Below are 23,144 nucleotides of genomic sequence, written 5' to 3' on the forward strand. Positions count from 1 at the left end.
GGGCTTGGACGACGACCGGCTGGAGATTCAGTTCATCGAGGTGGCCACCGCGGCTCGTGGGCGCGGCGTTGGAACGCAGGTGGTGCGGGAGCTGACTGCCCGGCATCCGGATCGGCGGCTGTTCGCATACAGCGAGGGAGCGGACAAGTTCTGGGCGAGGCTCGGCTGGGAGCCGTTCGTACACCCGGCGGGTGGGTACCGCACCCTGTTCATCCAGCCGGCTGGCGCTCTTCGGAACCCGCTGTAGCTCATCACGCCCAGCAAGATCACAGATTCGGCACAAAGGGCGGTGAGGGTGTCCGCACGTGTTGGCGTCGACCTAGCCTGACGCCGTGGCGGGGGCACAGTCGATCAAGGGGGCCGACCAGATCGGTCGTCTCGGCGTGATGTACTTCCGGTCCCTGCTGGCCCAAGCCGGTGTTGCCCACGGGGAGTTCTCCGGCGGCGAGGACCACCTGGCCGTCGATGTGACGGTAGAGCTGGTGACGGGAGGTGTTCGGGTACAGATAAAGACCGGCACCAAGGCGCTGAACAAGGACGGCAGCTTGACCGTGCCGGTGAAGAACGCGTGGAAGGCGAAGTGGTCGGAAGCGCTCGTGCCCGTGTTCCTCGTCTACGTCCACCTGGAGAAGAAGCCGCCGCTGGACTGGATCGCGCATGAGGACGCACACACCGTGGTGCACGCCCGGGCACTGTGGGCGAAGGTCAACGCGGTGAAGGGGCAGAGTGTCAGACTCCCGGCGCAGAATCGGCTTACCGCCGCAACCTTCGACACCTGGAGCGAAGAGTTCAAGCGAGCATGGGGAAAGGCGGCGAGCGCGTGACATCGGGACTGCACGACCGAGTTGCCCGCTACCTCGCCGCGACGGGCTGGTTGGCCCCGGAAGAAGTCGGTGAGCTCGGCGGGCTGTGGCGGCATCCGTCCTCACATAATCTGCTGCCGGTCCCGAACCAGCTGGTCGAGGACGGCATCGACTGGCAGGTCATCACCGAGCGTGTGGCGATGCACGAAGGCGCGAAGGTGGCCGACGTTGCCGCTCGTCTGCGAGGCAGGGCAGTGGACATCGCCAACCTACGCGCGGCCAAGGACATCGTCATCGACGACACGATCCCCTACCTGGCCGGTGTCGCCCTCGTGGAGTCGAGTTGGACGATGCTGCGGTCGTCCGCCACCACAGCGCTGGGCCAGCGGGCGCTGATCCGCAAGTACAGCGAGGCCGGCGACGATTTGATCAAGGCCGCGCGGATGGCTCACACCCGCAAGGGGTCGTTCATCATCCCGATCCTGCTGCCGATCACGGAGGCGGCGCCAGACAAGGAGTCCAACAAGGAAGAGTCGTTCCCAAGCATGAGCATCACGGCGGTGCCCGAACCGCCGGAGCGGCGGGTGATGCGCACGTTCGCGGAAGCATTGGCCACGCTCGACAAGACCGTGGTTCAGCCGGAGCGGGAACCGCGCGCTGATGTCGACGTCGAACTCGTCCGCGCGGGTGTCAGCCACCAGTTCGTCTCTGCCTTGCACCGGGTGCTGGAGCAGGACTCGGTCGATGAGTTCAGCGCCGCCTTCGAATGGTCACCGCTGGGAGGACCAGCGCCGAAAGGCCTGAGCGGCACGTCGATTCCCACCACTGCGAGCAAGCGCATCGAGGCGGTGGCCAAGCGGCTCAAGTCTCGCAAGGCGCCACGGGTCGAGGAGCAGTTCGTCGGTCCGATCCGCGGTGTGGAGCGCGATCATGACGCCGACACCGGCAGAGTGTCGGTCGAGGTCGCCCACAGGGGCCGCACCACCCGAGTGTCGGTGAACGTGTCACCCGCGGTGCTCGACGAAGCGTGGCAGTGGGCTCGGGAGCGCAAGACCGTCGTGGTGAACAGCCGGGTTCAGAGCCAGCGGGACGGACTGCACGCCGTTTCGCTGGACGCGATCACACCGCTCATGCTCGACGTCAAGCCGAGCTGACCTCTACCGGTACCGCCATCAGCGCGCTGAGTCGAGGCGGCGGTGGATCATCGACAGGGTTCCCAGCACGTCGAGCGCGTCCTGCTCGGACACCTCCCACACCAGCCGAGGCTCGTGCGCGGCGGGATTCCGGAACGCCGCGAACACGCCCTCGGCCAAGAGAGCGACCCCCTCTTGTTCGTTGCACTCGGTCACGGTGGCGCAGTCCGTGATCAGCACGCGCGGCGGTTTGCCCCGGAGCGTCGCCTGCACCAGTGCGCGGCCATCTTTGTCGAGTCCCGACTTCTCCCGCAGCCGGGCACCGAGGCCCTTGACCGCCTCGAAGACGGCCTCGTAGCAGTCCGTGCGCAGCAGCTCCTCCCGGCAGTGGCGAATGACTTCCGGGTGCGCTCCGCGTTCGGTCAGACGGCTGCGTAGACGCTCGCTGCGGGCAGACGCTTCGGAGGCGGTGGCCGCCTTCTTGGCAGCTCCGATGCGCCCGTCCTCGCGCACCCGGTAGCCCGACAGTGACAGCACCTGGGTCAGCTCGTCGCGGGCCACCGCGGCCTTTGCTTGCCGATCCCAGATCATGTCCGGCTTCATCGCGGCGGTGATGACAGCGAGGACTGGCCGGCCGTCCCGCTGTGAGTACTGCTTCTCCTGCATGCTGGCGGCGAGGCGCTTCCACTTCGTCTGACCCTCGCCGAGTGGGTCCGGCATTCCCACCGACGCGAGGATGCGCGTCAGCTCGGGTCCGCTGTACAGCTCTCCGATGATTCGGGCGATGTTCTCGATCGATCCGTGGCCGAACGGTGCGACGGTGCTGGCTGCCATCGCAGCAGGCTAGCGATCGACGCCGACAGAGCGGTGGCTGCCGGCCCAACCCGGTTTCCCGGCTGGCCTCCCGCGCATCACACCCCGCGAGGTCGCCTACGAGGCTGCACCCACCGGAGCAGCTCCGCGGTGGCCTCCTCCGGCGTGACCGCACCCGTCCCGCGCAGCAGCCGCCACCATGCCCGCTCCCGGGCGAGGTAGGCCTCCGCCCACGCCGGCAGCTCCGGCACGTCGAGGTCTTCGGAGTACTCGTTCACACCGGGTTAGACGCACGCCACGGGGGAACGGTTCCACCGGGTATCAGGGCGGCGGCCGCCCATTCTCTGTATCCGAGAATCGCCTGTCCTACAGCGGATATGCCGCCAAGTTGCCTACCTGCGGATATGCGAGCAACTTCGGCGTGTCGTGCCGATTCACTTGACTCAGCTAACGATCTGTTATCGCCTCAGCTCTAGGAGAAATATGCATCTAGCTGCACGTTTGTTCTCGACCGCGACCCATATGGCGTGTACGGTAGGGGGCGCAGCAAACACCAACAGCCGCCAACTGCCACTGGCTACGAAGGGACCACACCGATGACCGAGACCATGACCACCGCGGAGATCGAGGTCGACAGCGACCTGGTGCTCACCGCCGAAGAGACCGCCGATTACCTGCGCGTCAGCTTGAACACGGCGCTCAAGCTGCTGCGCGAGGACGTCATCCCTGCTGCCAAAGTCGGCCGGCAGTGGCGAGTGAGCCGACGCGCGCTCGACGAGTTTCTGGGCACGCCGCGGCGGCAGGCGGTGAGTTCCTGTTGAGCACCGAACCCACCTGGCTCAGCCAGGAGGCCAGCCGCCGAGCCATCGAGGCGCTGACTGACACCTTCATCGTCTTCGAGGACCACACCGAGCCCTACCTGAAGTCCCTGACCGCGGAGCAGCTGCATGCCCTCCGACCCACGGCCCGCGCCGACGCCGAGCGGTGGCGCAACGCCCGCAACACCATCTGCCGTAGGGCCGCAATCCTCATGGCCCGCGCCGAGCTCATCGGCCACACCCCCTCCGAGGCACAGGAGGAAGCGTGGTCGAAGTTCGTCAGCGCGCAGGACCCTGGGGACGGGATGTGGATGTACTTCGACCACCTGACTGACACCGACGGGCGCATGGTCACCGCCGGGATCCTGTCCCAGGAAGTCGTCAACCAGGTGGCGTCGACGATCCACAGTCGCGTCGCCTGACCCGCCCCAGAAAACACGAAAGCCCCGGTAGCAGCCGGGGCGTCCGCTCGAACCGAAGTCCGAAAGTAGTAGCTACATCATGGCATATCCGCAGAATTCTGCAAACACCTCGCACGCCACGCCCGACGACTGGACGCTGTTCACGTACGCGGCCGCGCCCGACGGAGCCGGTGTGCTCGTCGAGTGCGAGTCCGGCGGCGAATGGGCTGCGTGCGACCCCACCGACCCCCTGTCCGTCGCGGGTGCGGTGCGGGCGTGCGGGGCGGTGCCCCGTTACTGGCAGGGCACGATGCGCGCCGCGTACCCGGTGCGGAAGGCGGTGGCCGCATGAGCGCCGCGGAGTCGACCACCAGCCACGGCTTCTCGCAGGAGGAGCTCGACCGCGTCACCGCCCAGCAGGGCTTGGTGCGCGAGCACCTCGACGCCCGACGACCCCTGATCGCGAACTGGATCGAGCGCTTCGAGAACGATGGCGACGACACCATCATCCAGCTGGTGTCGAGCTGGAAAGCCCCGGTCACTCGGGCCTGGCAGCAGCTCACCGCCGATGCCGTGGACCTGGACGAGCTCGCGCAGCGGGTCGCCAGCACCGCGAACTGGGGCTTGCACCTCGGCGCAAGCCGCCGGGTGGCATGGGATGCCGACAACGCTGACGGCACCGCAGCGTTCAACGCCGCGGGTGTGCACGTGCACATTGTCTCCCCGGGCTCGCTGCACCCCCAGCACGACCACGCGGGTGGCTGCACCGCGCTGCATCGGCTGCCGCACTGGGTGCCTGATGTGCGCCTCACCGGACCCACCACCGCGGTGACGCTGGCGAACGGCGGCAAGGTCGACGTGCTCGCCGGACACCACCAGGTCGTGCTACCGCTCAGCGTGGTCACGTACCGCGACCTGGACGGCTACACGGGCAGTTACATGACCGGCAGTGGAGCTGGGTACTGCGCTGCCGAGCGGGATGGGTGGCTGCTCGAGGACCAGGGCGAGAGCCTGGAACTGCCGCTGTGGGCACTGTCCGCTGAGATCCTGGCCTACGCGCCCGAGGGCACAGTCGTCGGGGAGCCACCCGCCGGGTTGGAGGCGCTCGCCGGGACGGTGTCGATCTGGCGACAGGCGGAGAAGAAGACGTACACCTCTGGTGAGGGCAGCGACGAGCTGACCGAGGCGATCGGCGAACTAGACCTGCTGACCATGCTTGAAGAGGCCGGGGTCGCCGGTGAGCGCCGCGGCTTCTTCACATGTGGGCCGTGCGAAAATTGGCTGCGTGCCGGGTCCGATGCCGAGAAGAGCATCACCGTGCACGACTGCGGTGAGCACGGAAGGTGGGTCCAGGTGTGGACTACCGGCATCCCGACGTTGCCGCAGGGTGGACACAGCCGTCTCGATGCCTTCATTGGCCTCACCGGGCGCGACATCGCGGAGCACCGTGGTGCTGAGATGGCTCGCTTGGGCCTGGTGAAGCCCCGTGACTTCGGCGGCGTGACCGCCGAGGGCCTCGAGGACGAGGCCGATGAGCTGGAGGCCCGCGCCGCGGCTGGCGAAACCACCGTGCCGGGACCGCCAGCGCCGGCGGGTGCCGACATCGTCTACGTGGAGGTGGGCGTCGACGGTCTGCTCCAGCGCGCGCAGCGCTGCCGCGAGGCCGCCGCGGTGATGACCGCCAATCAGCCCGCTGCGACGCCGATGTCCGATGCGACCTTCATCAGTGAGGTGATGATCGGCATGGAGACCGCTGAGGAGGACGAGGGGGCAGCGGACCGCGCCGTCAACGACAACACCGACGACGAGGACAAGCCCGACAACGGCAACGGTGCTCCGGACAAAGGCGACGCCTCGGATGGAGCCGACGACGAGCCTGAGGTCGAGCCGGCCAGGGTCGTGCGCGAGTACGCCGGGACTCCGCCGCGTGAGAAGGAGATCCTGCAGTACCCCATGCCCGACATCCCCGCGCATGTTCAGCCGGTGGCGGGTGCGACCACGTCATGGCGAGAGGTATTGCCGCCGCTGGCCAACTTCCGCACGCACGATTTCGTCGCGCACGAGTGGATCTTCTCGGCCACCCCCGGCCTCAGCCATGTCGCCGCGGCTGCTGACGCTCGCGGTGTCACCCGCTGGGGTCTGCTCGGTGGGCTGTTACCCAGGGTGGCCGGCGCGATCCCTTCTGCCGTGCGCCTGGTCCCACCCGCCGCCGAGGGGTACGAGGACGACGGGTCCGACGACACATCCGAGGACGGCGAGGGCGAGGGCACCTCGATCAACGTGTACAGCGTCCTGGTCGGAGGCCCCAGCTCTGGCAAGACGAACACGATGACGGCGGCGGCTGGGCTGATCCCCAGTGCAGTGGCAGGTGTGCGCACCCTCCCGCCGGGGACCGGTGAGGGCCTGCTCAAGGAGTTCCCCCGCCCGTACGCGGCTGACGACGATGGTGGGAGCCCCGCCGACGCCGGCGCCCCGACTATCGGCTCGGTCGGCGGTGACGGCTCCTCGATCCTGCTCGAGTCCGACGAGATCGACATCTTCGTCGGAGAGATGATGCGGCAGGGTTCGAGGACCTCGGGCTGGTACCGGTCGATGTGGATGGGCGGCGAGGTCGGCAACACGGTGTCCGACAAGGACCGGCGATCCTTCATCGCGGCCCACTCCTATCGGTTCGGGATCCTGCTCGGAGCTCAGCCGGATGCGGTGGTTCCGCTGTTCGCGGAGAACGGCCGCGGCACCCCTCAGCGGTTCGTGTGGTTGCCCGCCCAGCAGAGCGTGCGACGCGGGACCTACCCGCGGCGGCTCAAGACCGCAGAGGTGCACTGGTTCGGCGCAGGGCCGTCGATGATCCCCGGATCGGTGCCGCGGCCTCCGGTATGGATCTCCCCACCGGCGGCCGCGACGGAGCAGCTGGAGCGGGACCGGTGGCGTGCGGCCTCCAGTGATCCCACAGCAGTGGCAAAGGAGGCAGATCGCGCCGAGGCGATCGCCAGCCGACACGCGGTGCTCAACCAGCTCAAGATCAGCGTGCTGCTGGCGGCGCTGGACGGGCTGGCGCAACCGCAGGACACGCACTGGTTCGCGGCCGGTGCCGTCATGGAGGTGCGCCGCGAGATGATCTCGCGCCTGGTGGCTGAGACCGACGAGGCCAAGGCCGAGGGTAAGCGCGTGGAAGGTGCTTACAACGGCATCGCCCGGGCATCCTCCGATGCCGCCCGTGAAGCCGAGCGGGATCATCACGTAGCCCGCTGCGCAGCAAAGATCATGAAGGCACTGGTGGCCGACGCCGCGGAAGGCAAGAGAGCTCGGACCTACCAGGCGGCGATCCGCGTCCTGTCCGGCAAGAAGCTGGCGAGCGGCCGCAGCGACCGGGAACTCTACGGCCGCGCGGCTCTGGCCGCGGTGCAGGCGTCCCCCTCAGTGATCGACGACGGCACCTACGTGAGATTCGACGGGACCAAGAAAGCCGCGTAACCCATCTGCCAGAGCACCCGCTGGGAGTGTCCAGCGGGTGCTCTGCTGTCTGTGCCTTCTGCGGGTCGACTCATGTTCCGCATGGTGGAAGATTCCGAATCCGAGCGGGAGAATCGCTCCCGGTGCGGGAGCGATAAAAGCCCTGCTCAGGTGGGCGGGAGCGACGGGAGCGATTTCTCCCGCTTCAGCCCCGCAGGCCCTCTCAGCTGGCTCTATCGCGTATATTTTGATTAGTTAACCTAACTATTTAGGTTGCGCATGTAGAGACACGGCGGTGGGGTGAGGGTCCGGAGCGGGAGAAATCGCTCCCGTCGCTCCCGCTGGGTTGACCTGCATGTTTATCGCTCCCGCACCGGGAGCGATTCTCCCGCCCTGTGGGGTGCTCCACGCAGCCGGCAAGGACCCACCTTCCTCCCGCGTTCTCTGTTTTAGAGAATGCAGCCATGCCGCCGCGCGCCAGCGAAGTCTGGATCCCGTTCTGTTTCGACGAACTCACCCCCGCCGAGTCGATCCCACTTTCTGATCCTGACGGCTTCATCCCATACCTGACCGAGAAGTGGCCGCCCTCCGGCCGCCCGCACCGAGTCGAGCTCCAACGAGACAGCCGCCCGAATCCGAAGGGCGTAGACGGTTACGTCGTCTTCCGCGTCCCACCGCCGCCGGTCGAGGACACGGGCAGGCGGTGGGTGAAGGTGGACTGGTCGCTGTTGCGGCCGAAGCCGCCGACGAAGAAACGGAAGAGGGAGTAGGTCGCCACACCGCCGGGCCTTCCAGCTGGACCTTCTTACTGCTGTCGGTGAAATGGTCCTGAGCGGAACCGTCGTGCCTCGCCCGGACCATCTTCGTGACAGCACGAAGATGGTCGGCCGCTTCTGTCACCCGCCGCGCGTACCTTCGCCGCGTGGGCATCACCCGGCACGCGACCCGTATCCGCCTCAGCACCCGCACCGCCGGCCCCGACGACCGCATCGCCCCGGCCGGCACACTGCTGTGGGTGGTCGCTTACACCGTGACTGAACGCGGCCGGCAGAGCAGCTTCACCGTTCCGCACGTGTCCGAACGGGGCGCGCGCCGGATGGTGGCGAACCTGTTGGCGGATCGCCTGCCGGGCACCCCAGAGAGTGACGTGTACAGCGAGGAGTTGGGCTGACCGACCCGCCGTTCGCCAGCAGGTGTGATGTGGCGGACGTGGCACTTGTCATCCAGTGGTGCTAACTTGTACTCAACAGACCCCGCCAGGGCTAGAGCGCGAGCTTCCCCAAACCGGCGGGGCTTTTTGTTACCTTCTGCCGGTGCCGAAGCCCGCGAAGAACATCCTTGAGCAGATCGAGCTGCTGAAGGTCCGGGGGTTTACAGGCGCCGACGCCACGGCAGGTTCCGCCGAACACCGCGACCTCATGCGCTGGCTGATGAACAACAGCTACTACCGGCTGTCCGGCTACTGGCGCTACCACCAGAAGAATCCGCACGCGGGAGAGAACTGGTTCGTGGACGGCTCGGTGGCAGAGGTCCGCGCTGCTTACGACTTCGACACTGGACTGCGGTCGTACCTGAGCGAGGGGCTCGCGGTGATCGAGGTGACCTTCCGGTCGCGGCTCGCCTACTTCGTCGCCACGGAACTCGGCCCTGATGCTTATCTCGACGCGGCCACCTACATCGACCAGGTGCACAAGGCCTCGGGTGACCGGCTCCGTGATCAACTGCTCGACGACATCGGCAGGGATCTGGATCGCTCGAAGGAGCGCTTCATCGCCCACCACGTCAACGCCGGCGAGACAGTGCCGGTGTGGGCCGCCGTCGAGGCGCTGTCGTTCGGCACCGTCTCGAAGATGTACGCGCTGCTCGCCGACACTGCGGTCCGGACGAAGGTGTCGAAGTCCTTCGAGGTGTCGAGCTACCGACTTATGGAGTCGATCATCCGATCCCTCGTCACGCTGCGGAACACCTGCGCTCACCACGGGAGGGTGTGGAACCGGATACCCGACATCGCGTGCCCGGTCCTGAAACCGTTGAAGGTCGAGTCGCACGGCATCTATCAGCAGACCCCATGGGGGTGGGTCGTGATGGTGCGCCACATGGTGGACCGGATCCACGGCGATGCCCGGTACTCGGACGACCTCAACGCGTTCCTCGACGCGAACGCGAACCTGCTGGACGGGTTGAAGTACCCGCGGAACCACTGAGGGTGGGCGTCCGATAAGGGACCGACAACCGGACGCCCGCCGAGCAAAGCCTCATCGCGGCGTTTGCCCAGTTCGTCACAGTCTCAGATGACTGGTACGCAAATCGTCTCAGCTGTCGGGGCCTATCCGTACGGTCGACGCCATGACCGCCACCCTGATCGGCTACGCCCGCTGCTCCACCGACGAGCAGGACCTCACCGCGCAACGCGAGCGGCTGCGTGAGCTCGGCGTGCCCGAGGATCGCATCTACGTCGACCACGGGCTCACCGGAACGAACCGCGACCGCCCCGGCCTCGCCCAGGCCCTCGCCGCCGTGCGCGAGGGAGACACCCTCGTGGTGCCGAAGCTGGACCGGCTCGCCCGGTCGGTGCCCGACGCGCGGGCCATCGCTGACGAGCTGACCACCCGCGGCGTGCGGCTGTCCCTCGGCGGGCAGGTGTACGACCCGACCGACCCCATGGGGAAGATGTTCTTCTCCATCCTCGCCGTCTTCGCGGAGTTCGAGGTGGACCTGCTGCGGCTGCGCACCCGGGAGGGCATGGCGGTGGCCCGCGCCAAGGGCAAGTTGAAGGGCCGGCAGCCGAAGCTCACGCCGAAGCAACGCGCCGAGCTGGTGAAGATGCACCGCAGCGGTGAGCACAGCATCAGCGACCTCGCTGAGCTGTTCGCGGTATCGCGACCGACGGTGTACCGGGTGCTCGCCAACGCAGAGGCGAAGGAGAACGCGGCATGACCACCGCCCACGAACGTGCCGCCGAAGCGCTGCGCGCCCGGTTCGCCCGGGAAGAGGAGCAGCTGCACGCCGAGGGCTACCTCACCATCGACGCCGCTGCGGCCCTGCTCTCCGTGCACCGCGACACCGTAAGCTCGATGATTCGTGACGGCCGTCTCCACGCCACACGCATCGATGACCGCACGGTGACGCGGCCGGACTGGGTGGCCGCTGCGCCACGCAGCCGTAAGGACGCCGCGGAGTGGCGCCGCGAGCATGATTGGCTGTCCGTGGCCGAAGCTGCTGCTGAACTGGGGCTCACCCCGCAAGCGTTGCAGGTGCGGATCAAAAGAGGCACGCAGGTAGCGGTACGGGCCGGCGCCGCCACCCCAATACCCGGGGCGTGGCTGATCCGGCCCGAAGACGTGGGACGCCGGGCGGCGTAGCGTCTGGCTCTGCTCCCACTGCTCGCACGCTGAATAATGTGCTGCGCGATCGCACACGTAAGGAGGCATCACGGTGAGCTATTTCGAGCACCGAGACGCGGCTGAGGCCAGGGCCCACTCGTACGTCTACGAAGTACTTGAGCTGAATCCGCTCGAGCCGCTTCCTGACGACCACCGATCTCGCAACGAATATGACGCTCTCCTGAAGGCATTCCGTGCCGGCGTGTTCTGGGCTCTCGATGAGCTGCCGAACGAAGCGGGCGACCGCGGCGTCTAGCAAGCGGTAGCCCCTCCCGGAAGCGGTCCGGTCATCTCGACCTACCGGTGTGACCCGGTGTTGTAAGCGCCTGTCCCTTAAGGTCATTCTCTGTTTTAGAGAACGGATACAGCCCATTCATGCATCGAATCATCAACTGGCACAGCAACTTCCACCGTCTCTCGAACACATGGCGCCGCCCACTTTTCGCGTAACTCGTTGCGGCCCAGGAGCGTATCTGCCGAGCCGTGAAAAGTCGGTGTACCGCTCGACCGACTCAGCGTGCGAAAATCGAACGCATGAGCACGAGACGATATGCGCTGATCAGCGCCACCGCAGCTGCTGCGGTGGTGCTGTCGGCGTGCTCGGGTACCGCACCCGCCGAGCCGAAGCCGTGGCCGAACCAGGCGGCGAGCTCCAGCGCGCCAGCACCGACGAGCGCGGCGGCGGCTCCCGCGAATGGGACGATGGAGAAGCCGGTGTGGGTCACCGCCCCGTGGACCGGCAAGGTGAACGAGAACAAGGCCGGCGACCAGTTCGGCGGCACACCTGTTCCAGGCATCACGATCGCGCAGGCAAATGGCGAAAGCTCCCCAAGCCGCTGCACTCTCGGCGCAGCGGTGCGCACCGCTGAGGGCGCCCCGGCCTTCATCACGGCTGGCCACTGCGACGAGCGCCCCGGAAACCAGCTGTGGCTGTACCCGTCCGCAGACATCTCCGGCGTGGACACCGTCCACCTGCCGAAGCCGTACACCGATGTGACCGACACCGACGGCAAGCCCGACCCAGACACGGGCGTCGTCAACGACTCTGCGTTGGTCCCACTCTCGGGCCTCAACCCCGCCGCGACGGTGATCGCCAGCAGGTACCGGATCGCGGGCATGCTCACCGCGACCGCGGCGAAGGAGCTGGCGCCGAAGACCCCAATCTGTTTCGACGGTGCGGTGTCGGGCGTTCGCTGTGGGGTGGTCACCGGCGATACCGGTGGCGTGCTCGGATTCAGTCGCGAGCCGGGCGCCCCCGCGCCGTTCATCAGCCCTGGCGACAGCGGTGCGCCGGTGTTCGTCCTAGACAGCCAGGGCCGCGCCGCGCTGGTGGGGCTTCTCTCGGAGCGTGTCGGTGAGGGGATCGGCTGGGCCAGCTATCTCGACTCCGCGCTCTCAAAGATGAACGCCGCGGTGTTCCTCGACTCGAAAGTTGCCCCGTTCAAGGGCGTGGACTTCTCTAGGCGCACAGTCGGCTGATTCCGCGCCACGCCAGCTCTACCAGCACAAACACCGGTAGGCTGGCCCCATGACGTACACGGACCCGGACTTCTCTGCTATCTACGCCCGCGCATCGGGGGCGGGGAATTCCGCGCGCGTCAACGACACCGCGGGGCAGGTTTCCGCCGCAACCGGCAAACTCACCAGCGCCACCTCCGGCAAGGGGCCGGAGAAGTTCACGGGCGACGCCGCCGAGATCGGGAAGACCCTCTCGGCGCTGGCAACCGACGCCGCGATCGCCACTGATGTGTGGGGCGATCTGAAGAAAGCCGCCGACGCCTGGAAGGCGGCCGCGCCGACTGCCGAGGTGATGAACGCCGCGGAGAAAGAGGTCGCCGACGCTCATTTAGCGGCGACCGCTGCGAACGATAAGGCCAACGCCGCCCCTGATGACAAGGACCTCGCCGACAAGGCCGAGAAGGCGGGTGAGGCGTCGATCGCCGCCAAGCTGCGCCTCATCGACCTGGAGGCCAGGCGCAAGGCCGCCAACAAGGCGCTGCTCGAGGCGATCGGGCGCGCGATCGTGAAGGCGAAGCGGATCACCGGAGCCGAGAAGGTGGTCGGCGCGGGTGGGGGCTACGGCAACGGCGTAACCCTCCCAGGCCAAACCGGCAACGGCGCCGGCAACGGCGCCCCCGCAGGGGGTACACCTGGCGGAACACCGGGAGGCAAGCCTGCCGGCACTCCTGGAGGTAAGCCTGCTGGTACACCCGCTCCAACGCCTGGAGGTAAGCCCACCGAGACTCCTGGCGGCAAGGGCAAGGACACCACCGAGGCCGATCTGGCTACTGTGCTCGCCGCTGCTCAGCAGCAGAATCAGCAGGGCCAGGGGCAAGGGCAGCCGCAAGCGCAGCCCGCAGCCGCAACCCAACCTCAGCAGCAGCAGAACCAGGGCGACAAGGACAAGGGCGACCCGAGCAAGAAGACTGCCGATGCGATCGACGTCGACGACCTGATCCGCGAGGGTATCCTCCCGGCCAGCGCTGCGACTGCCACCCTCTCTGGCGCCGGCGGTGGGAACCCGGTCACAGCGACGCCCGCTGCCAGCACGAACGGCAACAGCACCACCTTCCGCGGACCTGGAACCCCGCTCCCCGGTGTGGGTCTGGGCGGTGCACCGGCCGTGAACACGCAGGCTCCGGTTGTCAGCGGCACTAGCCAGGCCGGACTGCAGACGACCAGCGACGTCACTGGCCGCTCTACGCCTCCGGCGCAGGCATTCTCACCAAACCCGGCCGGCGCGGAGACGAAAACTAGCGGCGCACACGGAAACACCGCCCAGCAGCAGGCCGCTCAACAGCAGGCAGGGCAGCGGGGTGCCGGCATGCCGATGATGCCTATGGTGCCGATGGGCGGCGCTGCTCCCGCTGGCGGAGGTGGTAGGAGCGGTGACGGCGAGGCAAAGCCGGGCGTGGTGCGATACCAGGACGGTGAGGTCGGACGCCATGGCGAGGACGAGGTCTCGCAGGCGGTCCGTGGCGGCACTATCGCGCAGAACCGGCCGGACCCGGCGTAACGAGAGGACTGAACCGTGACCGACAAGATCAGCGTGAAGGACAAGGCCACCGTCACCTCTGGCGCTAAGGACTTCCGCACGCAGAAAGAGGCCGTCACCAGCATTGGAACCGACCTGCAGGCCGAGTTCGACGCCTTGATCACAGCTCTCGGGATCACCGTCGATGGTGAGAGCGCTGAGGGTGGGGTGCCCACCGGCCTCGGAGCCTCTGCGAAGGCGCGGGCCGATTCCGCGGCCGCCTCGCTGGGCACGTTGGCGGACAGCTGGGAGACCTGGGTGAACCGGCTTGAGGTGATCGACGGCGAGGGCGCTACGGCGGTGGAGGGAGCTGGCGGGAGCACTCCCAAGCCGGCGGACCCGAAGCCCAGTACGCCGGCACCTACTCCGGCTCCGGCCAAGCCGGCCAACCCGTTGACGCCCGATCTGAGTGTGCCGCCGGCCTTCCGCATGAAGTAGCCCGCAAGCAGCACACGGCCCCGGTCTCCGCGAAGGTGCCGGGGCCGATTCGTGTCCGGGTGTCAGTTCCTCGGCAGGGGTGGGGCAAGCTGCGGCCACCGTTCATGCACCGCGTTGAGGAGAGCGTTCCGCGAGTCGTCCGAGAGCATGACACCTGCCGCATCGGCAGCCGCGTCCGCGTGGAGCCGCATCGCCTCCTGGGCACCTTCGGGAGAGCCGTCGGCGTCTTCCCACCGCGCCAGGCCCTCGGCGAGAGCTTCTCCGTACACACTGATCGACCGGTACCCCTGCTGCAGTCCTTCATCCTCAGTGTCTCGTGCGCGCCACAGAAGCCCGTGCGTCACCTCATGGCGGGCGATCGCGATCCGCTGCTCCACGGTGGCCGGGGCGTTTACGGCAGCGGTCAGCGCGGCCAACTCCTCAGCAGCCTCACTGATCTCGTTCCACTGACTGACCACCCACGAGCCCGGACCGCGCCGCTGTGTCTCGTCGAGTTCACCCCACGCGACGGCCAGCAGAGGGTCTGAGCAGGCCATCTCAACGATCTGATCCTCTGTCGAGCCCTCTACATCGGAGCGGTTGTGCCGGCGGAGCCTGGCCACTGCTGCGGCACCAGCTACGACGCCCAGAGCAACGCGGTGGCAATCAGCGGTGAGCACCACCTTTTCGGTGGCCACGCTGCGGTACGCGGCCTCCAGCGGCGTGTCGGTATCGAGCGGCGGTTCAAGAAGCCATCGCTGCACCCGCTCAGTCATGACCACGCCCAGCTGGCTGATCCACTCGACGATCTGCAGCGAGCGCGCGGTGCCCACAGTCTCCGCGGCGCAGGCAGCGAGAGCGTCGGTATGCAACACCTCCAGGTGCAGTTCACCGGGGCTGTCCACGTGGTGCTCGCCCACGCGCCACCGATACAGGTACTCCGCGGCGGTACCAGCGGCGACCACCCCAGCCGAGTCCTGGCCTTGCTCGCGTGCTAGTTCTCGGGCCGCGCGACGGTACAGGGCAGCGGCGCCCTTCGGCCACTGGATCGCGTCGAACTGCCGTCGGGCTTCGGCCCGCCCCTCTTCGTTCATGCACCCATTCTCTCTGCAAAACCGCCTTCGCTAGGCGTGGTGACGCGACTCTGGAGCAACTACTTCACCAGCGCCATGGGTGTCACTCGTCAAACCGGTTCACGATCCGAAATAACCGCTGTACCAGATCAATACGTGGCATGCTGCCGATATCATCCGTATCATCGGAGTCATCATAATCACTCTACAGCAAACACGGAGGACGCCGTGATGACGACCGTCGAGATCAGCCTGAACGCCACTAGCCGTGGTAACTGGATCCTCAATCTGGGAGGGGAATCGTTCGCCGGTAGTGACGACGATGACTTGCGCGTCGTCATCCACGCGCTGGAGGCGGCGGAGGCGGCGGGCGAGACCGTCGTGCGTCCGGCCGGCTACAGCTCGATCGCGGTCGCCTGCCCGGAGGTACTTACTGCCGCGCTTGCCTTGTCGCGCGAGTGCATGCCGCAGATCGAGCGCAAGAAGCGGATCGAGCGCACTGCGACGATCTGAGGCCGCAATCTCCGGTGCGCCGTTGCCGGCCCAGATGTCCAGCGGCGCACCGGCTCCACCCCTCCACGAAGGAGTTCACATGCCCCTGTCCGCCATCGTCTACAGCAAGCCCAGCTGCGCCCCCTGCCTCTGGGTGAAGCGCACGCTGGAGCAGCACGGCGTTCCGTTCACGGAGCTGGACGTCACCGAAGACGCAGCCGCCGAGCAGACCGTGCGCGACCTCTACGCCTCCCATCGCCCCGGTCAGATGCCGGCCACCCCCGTGACGCTGCTGTCCACCCAGGAGGGGGTGCTCACGGTCTTCGGCGCTGACATCCGCGGTCACCTGCGCGCCGCGGTCGCCTCGGCAGCTGCGTGACGTGTACTGATTCCCGCATGAGCGCCTCGCCAACCCCTTCCGGCTACATGTCCCGCACCGCCGCCGCAGCCGAGCTGGGCTGGTACCCGCAACGTGTGACCGCGGCCATCAAGCGCGGCGCGCTTCCCGCCTACGAGCAGGACGGGCAGGTCCTGGTGCGGGAAGCTGACGTGAGGGCCCTCGCCGCGAAGCTCACCGCCGAGCCCCGACCCCTGGACCCGAAGGAGCTATGACCCCGGAGGCAGAAGCCAGGAGCACCCCATCACCTTCTCGGTGACGGGGTGCTCTGCTGTGTCAGGGCCTCAGCTCTCGCCGAGCAGCTCCCGCACCACCTCAGGCCCCAGCTCTCGCTCCCACCTGCGACGTGCCCCGCGGCGGCAGGCGTTCACGATGCTCTCGCGCTCCCAAGGGTCCAGCCGGCGGATCGTGCGCTGCACGTTCTCGAACTCCCGGGCGTACGCACGGACGGTGCTGCCAGAGATACCGAACTCCTCCGCTAACTGCTCGGCGGGGATGCCGCTCTGCACGGCGAGGGCGATGTCTCGCCTGGCAGCGGGGTTGGCAATGGCGTGCTGGAAGGGCTCGCGACTGGTCATGGCGGGATCATCACCGCGGAGGCCCAGTCTTAGTGGTGCGGGGCGCGGCTACGGCCGCGCAGGTAAGTGGTCGCGTAAGCGACTACATACCCGCCACCTGTCGGACCGTGGCTACGGACGCTCCACGATGTTGTCGGGGTCGTCAGGGTCCAGCCACTCCAGGTCGGACTGACGAGCCGCTGGCCCCAGTTCCAACGGCCCCGCCACCGTGTAGTCGCCAGCCTCGACGGCGGCGCTGAACTGCTGGTAGTACGCGTCGTCACGCATTGCGGGTTCCGGTCCGCGGCCCGTGGCCGCCAGCAGGAATGTCACGTTGTCGATATCAATGTGGCCGGCTGTCTGCGGATGCGTCGGTGACGGAATGGCCGTGAATCCCGCTTCCTCGCAACGCTCGACCACCGCGGCGTAGTCACGCGCCCCCAGCGGTATCCACTGCCGATCCGCCGCCTCGGCGGGTTCGACCCGGAACAGGGTGTCGCCAACGATGATCCGCACCACGCCGCTGGGCAGCGCGAGCTCGGGTGTCACGTCGAACCACACGCCGAGGAACGCGGCTACGTCATCGACTGCGGCCGTCTCGATGAGCCGCACCTCACCGGTGGTCGCGGTGGTCGGCAGCGCCCGGATCCGCTCCTTCTCGGCGTCGCTCGGTTCCTCCCAATCGACGTCAGTCACCCCGTCCCAGCTGCGCACCACCATGTGCACCGTGTTGTCGCAGCCGTTCACATCCACTGCCTGCATCGGCTCACCCGGCGCAGAGACGTCGAAACCTAACGCTCGCAACCGATCCAGCGCGCCCGAGTCCACCGATACGGTCATGTCGCTGTACCGGCTGATCACTTCTACCACCGACGCCGTGTTCACTGTGACGGTCGGCCCGGCTACCGGAGTGACGCGCCAGCGGCCGTCGCCCAAGTCCTCGGCGGGAACGTTGAAGATCGCCGACCAGAAGCGCGCGGTGCTCGCGCCGTCGTTCGAGACGAGGCGGATCTCGGTGATCACGCTGCACCTTCTTCCGCCGCCGCCGCCTCCGCGACGATCATGACGAGGTGGTGGCCGTCGGGTGCGTCCACCGGGTCGGACGAGGCCGTGATCGCGACCGGCGCGTCGAACAGCAGGGACAGGAACTCGGCGGTGCGGGCGACGTCGCGGACGCTGGTACGGATCACGGGGCGGGTAGAGATGAGGTTGCTCATGTCCGAATCGTGCCACGGCGTACCGACGCATGAACCTGCGAAATCTCCAGCCCCTCAAGAACTCTCGCTGTACCTGCAACACAACGCTGAGTCACCGCTGGTACCGGCAGTGTTGCTGGTTACGTTGCATCTGCAACGGAACATGCAACGCAGAAATCCCTCGCCACCTGTCAGTGGGGCCGTCCACACTGGCAGTTATGCCGACTGCAGAAGACCGAGATCGCCGCGCCGCCGACCTGCGTGAGCGCGCCGCCCTCGTACGCCGTGACGGCTGGGCGCCGTTCCAGAACACCTGGAGCAACGGGCAGGTCGCAGGTGTCCGTGCCGTGCTGGGAGAGCCAGGTGCCGTCGACGCCGCGGTGGCCACCTGGGCACCGACGCTCTGGGGCGTAGAAGCCGCTGAGGTGGACGCCCGCAGCGGGTACAAGTGCACGCGCTGGTGGTTCTCCGAGGTTGCGAACCCGAGCCCGGACCTGCTCACCGAGACAGAACATGCACAGCTGCGAGCGGCTCGCGCCGCGTCCGCGGACCTTCGCAGCGCGCTCGACTCCGGTGACCCCGACGAGCGCCGCGCTGCGTTCGGTCAGTTGATGCAGACTCTGAGCAACGCCGACTTCGACGCGACCCGTGACAAGTTGCACGTGCCTGACGACGCCGGCGAGTACCGCGATGGTCTGATCCGGATCATGCGCCGCATCCCGCCGAACTGGGGCCGGTGGATCAGCTGCAGCAAGGGCTGGTACCCCATCATCGTCGAGCTCGACCAGCAGCTCGCCGAGCTCGACCCCGCGTATGAGCTGCATCAGTGCAAGGAGAAGTTCGGGGGTTTGCGCTACTACGTCCACACCGAGCTCGGAGACGAGGCACGCGACCGGATGTGGGCGCTGATTCGCCAGGCTGAGACGCAGTGTGACGCAACGTGTGAGCTCTGCGGGCAGCCGGGGGCTCAGCACACCAACGGGCGCTCGTGGCTCAAGACCGTGTGTTCCGACTGCGCGGCGAGGGAGGGGTACAGCCCGATAGGCGAGCTGGTCAACGACCTTGCCCGTGACAGTCGCGGAATCTGGAAGGTGACGGTGTACGGCGACGGCGAACCGAGCTACTGGGACATGTACCGCGGCGAGGTCACCGTCGACGACACTTGTCATCGCGACATTGAGGTGCTGGCACTGCCGAGTGTGCTTCGGACGTGGCGCATCCGGCTGACAGACGGCACCGAGATCGAGAGCGGTCTCATCGCGGCGATCGAGAGGAAGCGATGACCGCCGGAGAGCTGATCGCCCAGCTGGTCAAGCTCGACCCTGGCACACCGGTACTGGTGACCGGCTACGAGGGCGGATTCGCTCCGTGCACCCTCAGCGTGCTCGACGTGCAAGAGCTGGATCGCACCGACGGGTCCGACTACCTCGGCCAGTACGTCACCCCCGACGTAGCTGCGGAGGAGCTCGACGGCCGCGGTGGCGTCTGGCGGTACATGGTGGGCGGGGAGCCGCCGTTGCTCGTCGGCGAGCCGTTTCAGGCCGCGATCTTGATGCGGGAGGGACGCTGATGAGCGGCTTGCCATGGCCGATCGTGGCGGTCGAGTCGTGCGGTGGGACCGTCCTTCGCATCTCACACCGCGACGGAACCGTGCACGAGACGGACATGGCGTATCTGCTAGGGAAGAGCGGCGTGTTCGCAGCGCTGACACCCGAGATCATTGCTGCCGCGACGGTCGTGGACGGCGACACGATCGGATTCCGCATGCCTGACGGAACGATCCTGGACCTCGCGCCCGACGCCCTATACGAGCACGTCGTCGACGGACGCTGCGACGGCTCCTGCGGATGGACGCCAGAGAACACGACTGTGATCCACGAGCCGGCGCGATGATCTTCCAAGAGCACGAGCTGGCGGTGCTGGTCCACGATCTGCCAGAGGATGGCCTGGCCGCGGGAGACGTTGGAACAGTCGTGGGCGTCTACAGCGATCACCTCGCGTACGAAGCGGAGTTCATGACCACCAACGGTACGACCGTAGCGGTGAAGACGCTTGAGGCCGATTCCATTCGGCCGCGCTCCGCAAGCGAGATCACACATGTGCGCGAGGTGGCGCTCCCTCCCGACGATGACCGTCGTCCTCCGGTTACTGCTCAGTGACGCGCTGGATCTCCGACATCGCGATCAGCCGCCGGCGCCCGACCCGTACGCCCCTCAACCGTCCGTCTTTGAGCTGCGCGTAGATCAGGCTCTCGGAACACCGGAGGCACTCGGCCGTCTCCTTCACCGTCAGCATCCGCTGCGGCGCGACCGTCTGAGTTGGAGGCTGCGCCGCCTGCAATGCTGTGACGAGCGCGGCCACCGCAGCGGCGACTGGATCAGGACTGGTCATCAACCGCCGTGCGCTTCTGATGGGGTGCCGGCCAGCGCCTCGTCGATCAGGCGCTGAATCTCGCGGTACGGCACCAGAACGCGGTGGCCGAGGCGGAGCACCCGGATCCGCCCCTGTGCCCGCATCCTGTAGAGCTGGGTCCTGCTGATCCGCAGCTCGGCGATCGCTTCAGGGATGCTGAGCAGCGCGCGCTGGGGAGTCGTCACCGGCCCGTGGCCTCGCGGATCAGGCGACTGATCTCACGCCTCGGAATCAGGGTGCGCGAGCCCAACCGCAGTGGGCGTATCACCTGCGTCTGCATCAGTTTGTAGAAGTGGCTGCTCCCGATCCGAAGAGCTTCGATCGCCTCCGGGATGGTGTACAGGTGGTCGTCGAACTCCGCTGTGGTTTCCCCCATGGCACGCGATGCTATGCCCAGACATGAATGTAAATGAACCAAACTGGCATAGCGCTTTCGTAGCGATTTCGGGAGACACGCGCCCAAATAGCAATACCGGCAACGGGATAACCCGTTGCCGGTCTGCTGCAGACTCCGTTGCCGGTGGGCTACGCCGCCCGCGCTGCGGCGATCACGCGGTCGATCTCAGTTGCCTCAACCAGCGTGCGTCTGCCGAACTTCACCACGACCAACTCGCCGCGCTGGCGCATCCGATACAGGTACTCACGGCTCACCCGGAGCCGATCGGCCGCCTCTTCCATCGTGTACAGCAGCGGCGGTTCGGTGGCCGCTTCGTTCTCGCTCATGCTTCTATGCTCCCGCAGCTACCCGACATTGCACCCAGAACTTTCACGACACGCCGAGTAACGGCGTACCGCCGCAGTGTCACGGGGCCACGCCCAGGCACGCTAAAGTCGTGTCACGTCCTCCGGGTATTGGTGCAGGTCACGGCCGCGAAACTTGCCACAAACCTGCCACTAATCGGTCCTGCGGGAACGCCGACACGGGCAACTCAGTGCACGTCAGTACACCTAGGGTTTGTCAGCTACGATTCCGTTTACCCAGTTGGGGGCGTCTTGAAAGCGAGAGACGGCTAACACCGTCCGGGGGTTCAAATCCCTCCGCCACCGCTCTTGCGCGAGCTCGACTCTGGGTTCCAGAGCACCCGGCCTTTGGTCGGGGTTTTTGTTGGTTGACCATGGTCTACGGTCCAGGACCCGAATAGACATTGAAGCCAAACTGCTTGAGTGGTTGCAGTACTGGTGACTCCCCGAGGTTGGTCTTCGGGTCGGTGACAGTGACCTCTGAGTAGGTTGCGAAGGCCATCATCTGGCCGTGGTCGTAGGCGAATGCGTACCACTTGTAGCCGTCGTTAAGCAGATCGATCTGCATGGGCAGTTCCGCGGGAAAGCGGGCAATCGTCACGTTGACAACGTCACCGTTGGGCCGGATTCGCGCCCTGCATACCGCTGTGGCGGTGGCGTTGGGAAGGCGCGCGTAGGGCATTCGCACTTCATAGGGCAGCGAATGGCACACCGCCGCCGTCCAGTCGGACGGCCATTGCGAAACAGGGTTGATGTAGGCGAATTCGCGGTCCGGAGGCACCGGACTTGCGAGGCGCGCGGCACCGCGCTCCGGCGGTTTCTGGAATATCGGCAGAGCAAGCATCACGACGGCCGCAACCAACGCGACGACAACCGTGCCAGCCACCGCCACGCCGAGCAAGAGTAGTCGCAGCTGGGCGCGCGGGTTCGGTACCTGAACTGAGTTCGCTGACGTCGAAGCATCCTGCAGCGTGTCCATCCGAACCATCATGACCCGCGAACGCTCACTGGCAAACCTTTCGCGGTGGCCTATGGGTTCCCGAGCGCGTTGTGGTGCACGTGCCCGGATACCGGCGGCGACCGGTTTGCCGGCAGCACTACTGGCCGTATGTGTACCGCAGCTTCGCGTGGATCAAGGTGTTTATCCGCTTGCGCATGTGGCCGGTTAAGCTCTCGTCGGGCGCCGGCTCATCGACCGTCAACGTCCACCGCAGGTCAGTACCACCGCCGGGTCCGCCTTGCCGTAGCTCGAAGGTGATCCGCGCGTCCACACGTCGGGGCCACAGCGAGGACCACACCACGTGGCCCGACTCTTGGCGCTCCAGGACGTCGGGCGCCACCTCGTCGTCGAGCAGGTGTAGCCACGAACGAACACCGGCGCTCCGCGGAGACACCAAGTCGTGGAAGACGACGTGCGGCGGCGCGGGGAGGTTCCGCTTCCTGGAGCCGATCTCGATCATCGGCCCAGGGTGGCACGGGCCGGGTGGCAGACGCGAGGGAGTTTCGTGGCTGAGACCCTGATCTTTCGGCGACGCACACGGCACGAGCGGCTTCTGCGCGTCGGCCACCGTGGCGTCGAGGCGCTGCTCGATCTGGTCAGGCGGCACGCTTTGGTCCAGAAAAACTTGGCGCGCTGCGTCTTTCGCCATGTCGAGCCACAGCGGTGCCATCAGGCATTCGTCAGATCCCAGATAGCACGAGCAGCGTTGTGCGGCTGAACGATTCGCGTCGGTGGGCGGATCGATCAGTTGTTGGTTCCCGGCGGGCCGGGGAAATCCGTGGTTTCTTGGGGGAACGCGCGGTGGGTGCTCGGATGCACACTGTGCGGTGCCTGACTGGTCGGCGGCGGTCGGTGGCTGGCACTGGGTTTGGGTGGCGGTGCGGTGTTGATCGGGCCGGGTTCGGCGGGCGGGGCGGCAGGCGGTATGGGTGCCGGTGTTGCGATCGTGGCCGGCGGGGCGACGGTCGGCGCCCGCGGTTGTGGTGTCGGGGCGGGGTTGGCGGTCGGCGGCGCTGGGGAC

Annotated in this window: 35 protein-coding genes and 2 pseudogenes; 23 read left to right on the forward strand and 14 right to left on the reverse strand. The window is 67.0% G+C overall.

Features of this window, described 5'->3' with window-relative positions:
- Nucleotides 1-4: 4 nt before the first annotated feature.
- The 3 genes from BST13_RS39915 to BST13_RS30470 all read left to right on the forward strand — a co-directional run bounded on the left by BST13_RS39915 (nucleotide 5) and on the right by BST13_RS30470 (nucleotide 1,957).
- Nucleotides 5-247 carry a GNAT family N-acetyltransferase gene (locus BST13_RS39915; protein WP_245839865.1) on the forward strand — a complete coding sequence of 81 codons (243 nt, stop codon included), beginning with the start codon at nucleotides 5-7 and terminating at the stop codon, nucleotides 245-247.
- Between the two features lie 85 nt (nucleotides 248-332).
- A complete protein-coding gene (locus BST13_RS30465) occupies nucleotides 333-824 on the forward strand; it encodes a DUF4365 domain-containing protein (protein ID WP_083168828.1) in 492 nt (163 codons plus the stop codon).
- Complete coding sequence (locus tag BST13_RS30470; RefSeq protein ID WP_142282873.1) at nucleotides 821-1,957, forward strand: hypothetical protein; 1,137 nt, start codon at nucleotides 821-823, stop codon at nucleotides 1,955-1,957. The genes BST13_RS30465 and BST13_RS30470 overlap by 4 nt, the downstream gene beginning before the upstream one ends.
- Nucleotides 1,958-1,975: 18 nt before the next feature.
- Here the strand turns inward: BST13_RS30470 and BST13_RS30475 are convergent, their stop codons facing one another.
- Nucleotides 1,976-2,770, reverse strand: coding sequence for a TIGR02391 family protein (locus BST13_RS30475; RefSeq protein WP_083168831.1), 795 nt, complete (start codon nucleotides 2,768-2,770; stop codon nucleotides 1,976-1,978).
- 77 nt (nucleotides 2,771-2,847) lie between these two features.
- Nucleotides 2,848-3,027 carry a hypothetical protein gene (locus tag BST13_RS30480; protein WP_083168832.1) on the reverse strand — a complete coding sequence of 60 codons (180 nt, stop codon included), beginning with the start codon at nucleotides 3,025-3,027 and terminating at the stop codon, nucleotides 2,848-2,850.
- 318 nt (nucleotides 3,028-3,345) lie between these two features.
- Between BST13_RS30480 and BST13_RS30485 the strand changes: the two genes are divergently transcribed.
- From BST13_RS30485 to BST13_RS30565, 13 genes are all read left to right on the forward strand, one after another.
- Nucleotides 3,346-3,570 (forward strand): helix-turn-helix domain-containing protein, encoded by a 225-nt coding sequence (locus tag BST13_RS30485; protein WP_211296220.1) that lies wholly within the window; start codon nucleotides 3,346-3,348, stop codon nucleotides 3,568-3,570.
- Complete coding sequence (locus BST13_RS30490; RefSeq protein ID WP_083168834.1) at nucleotides 3,567-3,989, forward strand: hypothetical protein; 423 nt, start codon at nucleotides 3,567-3,569, stop codon at nucleotides 3,987-3,989. Before BST13_RS30485 ends, BST13_RS30490 begins: the two co-directional genes overlap by 4 nt.
- 79 nt (nucleotides 3,990-4,068) lie before the next feature.
- Nucleotides 4,069-4,320, forward strand: a complete 252-nt coding sequence (locus BST13_RS39120; RefSeq protein WP_083168835.1) for a hypothetical protein — start codon at nucleotides 4,069-4,071, stop codon at nucleotides 4,318-4,320.
- Nucleotides 4,317-7,442, forward strand: coding sequence for a bifunctional DNA primase/polymerase (locus tag BST13_RS30500; RefSeq protein ID WP_083168837.1), 3,126 nt, complete (start codon nucleotides 4,317-4,319; stop codon nucleotides 7,440-7,442). Before BST13_RS39120 ends, BST13_RS30500 begins: the two co-directional genes overlap by 4 nt.
- 443 nt (nucleotides 7,443-7,885) lie before the next feature.
- Nucleotides 7,886-8,191 (forward strand): hypothetical protein, encoded by a 306-nt coding sequence (locus BST13_RS30505; protein ID WP_083168838.1) that lies wholly within the window; start codon nucleotides 7,886-7,888, stop codon nucleotides 8,189-8,191.
- Nucleotides 8,192-8,343: 152 nt separating this feature from the next.
- Entirely contained in the window at nucleotides 8,344-8,592 is a 249-nt protein-coding gene (locus BST13_RS30510; protein WP_083168840.1) for a hypothetical protein, read from the forward strand.
- 142 nt (nucleotides 8,593-8,734) lie between these two features.
- Entirely contained in the window at nucleotides 8,735-9,625 is an 891-nt protein-coding gene (locus BST13_RS30515; RefSeq protein WP_083168842.1) for an Abi family protein, read from the forward strand.
- 142 nt (nucleotides 9,626-9,767) lie between these two features.
- Nucleotides 9,768-10,358 carry a recombinase family protein gene (locus tag BST13_RS30520; protein WP_083168843.1) on the forward strand — a complete coding sequence of 197 codons (591 nt, stop codon included), beginning with the start codon at nucleotides 9,768-9,770 and terminating at the stop codon, nucleotides 10,356-10,358.
- A complete protein-coding gene (locus BST13_RS30525) occupies nucleotides 10,355-10,783 on the forward strand; it encodes a helix-turn-helix domain-containing protein (RefSeq protein ID WP_083168845.1) in 429 nt (142 codons plus the stop codon). Before BST13_RS30520 ends, BST13_RS30525 begins: the two co-directional genes overlap by 4 nt.
- 73 nt (nucleotides 10,784-10,856) lie before the next feature.
- Nucleotides 10,857-11,060, forward strand: a complete 204-nt coding sequence (locus tag BST13_RS30530) for a hypothetical protein (RefSeq protein WP_083168846.1) — start codon at nucleotides 10,857-10,859, stop codon at nucleotides 11,058-11,060.
- A gap of 278 nt (nucleotides 11,061-11,338) precedes the next feature.
- Nucleotides 11,339-12,283, forward strand: coding sequence for a chymotrypsin family serine protease (locus BST13_RS30540; RefSeq protein WP_142282875.1), 945 nt, complete (start codon nucleotides 11,339-11,341; stop codon nucleotides 12,281-12,283).
- 49 nt (nucleotides 12,284-12,332) lie between these two features.
- The gene (locus BST13_RS39125; protein WP_158087217.1) at nucleotides 12,333-13,820 is read left to right on the forward strand and encodes a hypothetical protein; all 1,488 of its coding nucleotides are present in this window, start codon (nucleotides 12,333-12,335) and stop codon (nucleotides 13,818-13,820) included.
- Between the two features lie 15 nt (nucleotides 13,821-13,835).
- Nucleotides 13,836-14,276 (forward strand): hypothetical protein, encoded by a 441-nt coding sequence (locus BST13_RS30565; RefSeq protein ID WP_083168857.1) that lies wholly within the window; start codon nucleotides 13,836-13,838, stop codon nucleotides 14,274-14,276.
- 62 nt (nucleotides 14,277-14,338) lie between these two features.
- Here BST13_RS30565 and BST13_RS30570 read toward each other — a convergent pair whose 3' ends face one another.
- Nucleotides 14,339-15,349 (reverse strand): hypothetical protein, encoded by a 1,011-nt coding sequence (locus BST13_RS30570; RefSeq protein WP_083168858.1) that lies wholly within the window; start codon nucleotides 15,347-15,349, stop codon nucleotides 14,339-14,341.
- A 210-nt stretch (nucleotides 15,350-15,559) separates the two neighbouring features.
- Here BST13_RS30570 and BST13_RS39130 point away from each other — a divergent pair, with 210 nt between their 5' ends.
- The 3 genes from BST13_RS39130 (at nucleotide 15,560) to BST13_RS30580 (ending at nucleotide 16,432) form a co-directional block, all read left to right on the forward strand.
- Nucleotides 15,560-15,841: a hypothetical protein gene (locus BST13_RS39130; RefSeq protein WP_158087218.1), complete on the forward strand. Its 282-nt coding sequence runs from the start codon at nucleotides 15,560-15,562 to the stop codon at nucleotides 15,839-15,841.
- Between the two features lie 79 nt (nucleotides 15,842-15,920).
- Nucleotides 15,921-16,199 (forward strand): glutaredoxin family protein, encoded by a 279-nt coding sequence (locus BST13_RS39135; protein WP_158087219.1) that lies wholly within the window; start codon nucleotides 15,921-15,923, stop codon nucleotides 16,197-16,199.
- Between the two features lie 17 nt (nucleotides 16,200-16,216).
- The gene (locus BST13_RS30580) at nucleotides 16,217-16,432 is read left to right on the forward strand and encodes a hypothetical protein (RefSeq protein ID WP_083168861.1); all 216 of its coding nucleotides are present in this window, start codon (nucleotides 16,217-16,219) and stop codon (nucleotides 16,430-16,432) included.
- A 69-nt stretch (nucleotides 16,433-16,501) separates the two neighbouring features.
- Here BST13_RS30580 and BST13_RS30585 read toward each other — a convergent pair whose 3' ends face one another.
- The 3 genes from BST13_RS30585 to BST13_RS30595 all read right to left on the reverse strand — a co-directional run bounded on the left by BST13_RS30585 (nucleotide 16,502) and on the right by BST13_RS30595 (nucleotide 17,991).
- Entirely contained in the window at nucleotides 16,502-16,795 is a 294-nt protein-coding gene (locus BST13_RS30585) for a helix-turn-helix domain-containing protein (RefSeq protein WP_083168863.1), read from the reverse strand.
- Nucleotides 16,796-16,906: 111 nt separating this feature from the next.
- A complete protein-coding gene (locus tag BST13_RS39525; RefSeq protein WP_211296221.1) occupies nucleotides 16,907-17,797 on the reverse strand; it encodes a hypothetical protein in 891 nt (296 codons plus the stop codon).
- On the reverse strand, nucleotides 17,794-17,991 hold the full coding sequence (locus BST13_RS30595) for a hypothetical protein (RefSeq protein WP_083168864.1): 198 nt from the start codon (nucleotides 17,989-17,991) through the stop codon (nucleotides 17,794-17,796). The genes BST13_RS39525 and BST13_RS30595 overlap by 4 nt, the downstream gene beginning before the upstream one ends.
- Before the next feature lie 197 nt (nucleotides 17,992-18,188).
- Here BST13_RS30595 and BST13_RS30600 point away from each other — a divergent pair, with 197 nt between their 5' ends.
- Genes BST13_RS30600 through BST13_RS30615 form a run of 4 tightly spaced genes read left to right on the forward strand, consistent with a single transcriptional unit; the run spans nucleotide 18,189 to nucleotide 20,129 of the window.
- Nucleotides 18,189-19,253, forward strand: a complete 1,065-nt coding sequence (locus BST13_RS30600; protein WP_083168866.1) for a hypothetical protein — start codon at nucleotides 18,189-18,191, stop codon at nucleotides 19,251-19,253.
- Nucleotides 19,250-19,540, forward strand: a complete 291-nt coding sequence (locus BST13_RS30605; RefSeq protein WP_083168867.1) for a hypothetical protein — start codon at nucleotides 19,250-19,252, stop codon at nucleotides 19,538-19,540. The genes BST13_RS30600 and BST13_RS30605 overlap by 4 nt, the downstream gene beginning before the upstream one ends.
- Nucleotides 19,540-19,863 carry a hypothetical protein gene (locus tag BST13_RS30610; RefSeq protein ID WP_083168869.1) on the forward strand — a complete coding sequence of 108 codons (324 nt, stop codon included), beginning with the start codon at nucleotides 19,540-19,542 and terminating at the stop codon, nucleotides 19,861-19,863. Before BST13_RS30605 ends, BST13_RS30610 begins: the two co-directional genes overlap by 1 nt.
- Nucleotides 19,860-20,129, forward strand: coding sequence for a DUF4926 domain-containing protein (locus BST13_RS30615; protein ID WP_245839866.1), 270 nt, complete (start codon nucleotides 19,860-19,862; stop codon nucleotides 20,127-20,129). The genes BST13_RS30610 and BST13_RS30615 overlap by 4 nt, the downstream gene beginning before the upstream one ends.
- On the opposite strand, the gene BST13_RS30620 is transcribed toward BST13_RS30615, so the two are convergent.
- The 8 genes and pseudogenes from BST13_RS30620 to BST13_RS39140 all read right to left on the reverse strand — a co-directional run.
- Nucleotides 20,116-20,361 carry a helix-turn-helix domain-containing protein gene (locus BST13_RS30620; RefSeq protein WP_083168870.1) on the reverse strand — a complete coding sequence of 82 codons (246 nt, stop codon included), beginning with the start codon at nucleotides 20,359-20,361 and terminating at the stop codon, nucleotides 20,116-20,118. The two genes, BST13_RS30615 and BST13_RS30620, sit on opposite strands and share 14 nt — an antisense overlap.
- Nucleotides 20,361-20,567, reverse strand: a complete 207-nt coding sequence (locus BST13_RS30625) for a helix-turn-helix transcriptional regulator (RefSeq protein WP_083168872.1) — start codon at nucleotides 20,565-20,567, stop codon at nucleotides 20,361-20,363. Before BST13_RS30625 ends, BST13_RS30620 begins: the two co-directional genes overlap by 1 nt.
- Nucleotides 20,564-20,758 (reverse strand): helix-turn-helix domain-containing protein, encoded by a 195-nt coding sequence (locus BST13_RS30630; protein WP_083168873.1) that lies wholly within the window; start codon nucleotides 20,756-20,758, stop codon nucleotides 20,564-20,566. Before BST13_RS30630 ends, BST13_RS30625 begins: the two co-directional genes overlap by 4 nt.
- Nucleotides 20,759-20,907: 149 nt before the next feature.
- Complete coding sequence (locus BST13_RS30635) at nucleotides 20,908-21,105, reverse strand: helix-turn-helix domain-containing protein (RefSeq protein WP_083168875.1); 198 nt, start codon at nucleotides 21,103-21,105, stop codon at nucleotides 20,908-20,910.
- 235 nt (nucleotides 21,106-21,340) lie between these two features.
- Nucleotides 21,341-21,430: pseudogene (locus BST13_RS40480) on the reverse strand (hypothetical protein); the annotation flags it as partial.
- 72 nt (nucleotides 21,431-21,502) lie between these two features.
- Complete coding sequence (locus BST13_RS30640; RefSeq protein ID WP_083168876.1) at nucleotides 21,503-22,102, reverse strand: hypothetical protein; 600 nt, start codon at nucleotides 22,100-22,102, stop codon at nucleotides 21,503-21,505.
- Between the two features lie 118 nt (nucleotides 22,103-22,220).
- Entirely contained in the window at nucleotides 22,221-22,793 is a 573-nt protein-coding gene (locus BST13_RS40345) for a hypothetical protein (RefSeq protein WP_342744322.1), read from the reverse strand.
- Nucleotides 22,794-22,867: 74 nt separating this feature from the next.
- Nucleotides 22,868-23,144: pseudogene (locus BST13_RS39140) on the reverse strand (hypothetical protein); the annotation flags it as partial.

The sequence above is a fragment of the Mycobacterium aquaticum genome, assembly GCF_002086485.1.
Classification (GTDB): domain Bacteria; phylum Actinomycetota; class Actinomycetes; order Mycobacteriales; family Mycobacteriaceae; genus Mycobacterium; species Mycobacterium aquaticum.

Bases quoted from the DNA above. Each gene is read 5' to 3' on its own strand.
- BST13_RS30505 (WP_083168838.1), top strand. From the start codon at position 7,886: ATGCCGCCGCGCGCCAGCGAAGTCTGGATCCCGTTCTGTTTCGACGAA.
- BST13_RS39130 (WP_158087218.1), top strand. From the start codon at position 15,560: ATGACGACCGTCGAGATCAGCCTGAACGCCACTAGCCGTGGTAACTGG.
- BST13_RS30585 (WP_083168863.1), bottom strand. From the start codon at position 16,795: ATGACCAGTCGCGAGCCCTTCCAGCACGCCATTGCCAACCCCGCTGCC.
- BST13_RS30595 (WP_083168864.1), bottom strand. From the start codon at position 17,991: ATGAGCAACCTCATCTCTACCCGCCCCGTGATCCGTACCAGCGTCCGC.
- BST13_RS30600 (WP_083168866.1), top strand. From the start codon at position 18,189: ATGCCGACTGCAGAAGACCGAGATCGCCGCGCCGCCGACCTGCGTGAG.
- BST13_RS30520 (WP_083168843.1), top strand. From the start codon at position 9,768: ATGACCGCCACCCTGATCGGCTACGCCCGCTGCTCCACCGACGAGCAG.
- BST13_RS30630 (WP_083168873.1), bottom strand. From the start codon at position 20,758: ATGGGGGAAACCACAGCGGAGTTCGACGACCACCTGTACACCATCCCG.
- BST13_RS30605 (WP_083168867.1), top strand. From the start codon at position 19,250: ATGACCGCCGGAGAGCTGATCGCCCAGCTGGTCAAGCTCGACCCTGGC.
- BST13_RS30570 (WP_083168858.1), bottom strand. From the start codon at position 15,349: ATGAACGAAGAGGGGCGGGCCGAAGCCCGACGGCAGTTCGACGCGATC.
- BST13_RS39125 (WP_158087217.1), top strand. From the start codon at position 12,333: ATGACGTACACGGACCCGGACTTCTCTGCTATCTACGCCCGCGCATCG.
- BST13_RS30610 (WP_083168869.1), top strand. From the start codon at position 19,540: ATGAGCGGCTTGCCATGGCCGATCGTGGCGGTCGAGTCGTGCGGTGGG.
- BST13_RS30540 (WP_142282875.1), top strand. From the start codon at position 11,339: ATGAGCACGAGACGATATGCGCTGATCAGCGCCACCGCAGCTGCTGCG.
- BST13_RS30640 (WP_083168876.1), bottom strand. From the start codon at position 22,102: ATGGACACGCTGCAGGATGCTTCGACGTCAGCGAACTCAGTTCAGGTA.
- BST13_RS30620 (WP_083168870.1), bottom strand. From the start codon at position 20,361: ATGACCAGTCCTGATCCAGTCGCCGCTGCGGTGGCCGCGCTCGTCACA.
- BST13_RS39135 (WP_158087219.1), top strand. From the start codon at position 15,921: ATGCCCCTGTCCGCCATCGTCTACAGCAAGCCCAGCTGCGCCCCCTGC.
- BST13_RS30525 (WP_083168845.1), top strand. From the start codon at position 10,355: ATGACCACCGCCCACGAACGTGCCGCCGAAGCGCTGCGCGCCCGGTTC.
- BST13_RS30500 (WP_083168837.1), top strand. From the start codon at position 4,317: ATGAGCGCCGCGGAGTCGACCACCAGCCACGGCTTCTCGCAGGAGGAG.
- BST13_RS39120 (WP_083168835.1), top strand. From the start codon at position 4,069: ATGGCATATCCGCAGAATTCTGCAAACACCTCGCACGCCACGCCCGAC.
- BST13_RS30580 (WP_083168861.1), top strand. From the start codon at position 16,217: ATGAGCGCCTCGCCAACCCCTTCCGGCTACATGTCCCGCACCGCCGCC.
- BST13_RS30475 (WP_083168831.1), bottom strand. From the start codon at position 2,770: ATGGCAGCCAGCACCGTCGCACCGTTCGGCCACGGATCGATCGAGAAC.
- BST13_RS40345 (WP_342744322.1), bottom strand. From the start codon at position 22,793: ATGGCACCGCTGTGGCTCGACATGGCGAAAGACGCAGCGCGCCAAGTT.
- BST13_RS30635 (WP_083168875.1), bottom strand. From the start codon at position 21,105: ATGAGCGAGAACGAAGCGGCCACCGAACCGCCGCTGCTGTACACGATG.
- BST13_RS30485 (WP_211296220.1), top strand. From the start codon at position 3,346: ATGACCGAGACCATGACCACCGCGGAGATCGAGGTCGACAGCGACCTG.
- BST13_RS30615 (WP_245839866.1), top strand. From the start codon at position 19,860: ATGATCTTCCAAGAGCACGAGCTGGCGGTGCTGGTCCACGATCTGCCA.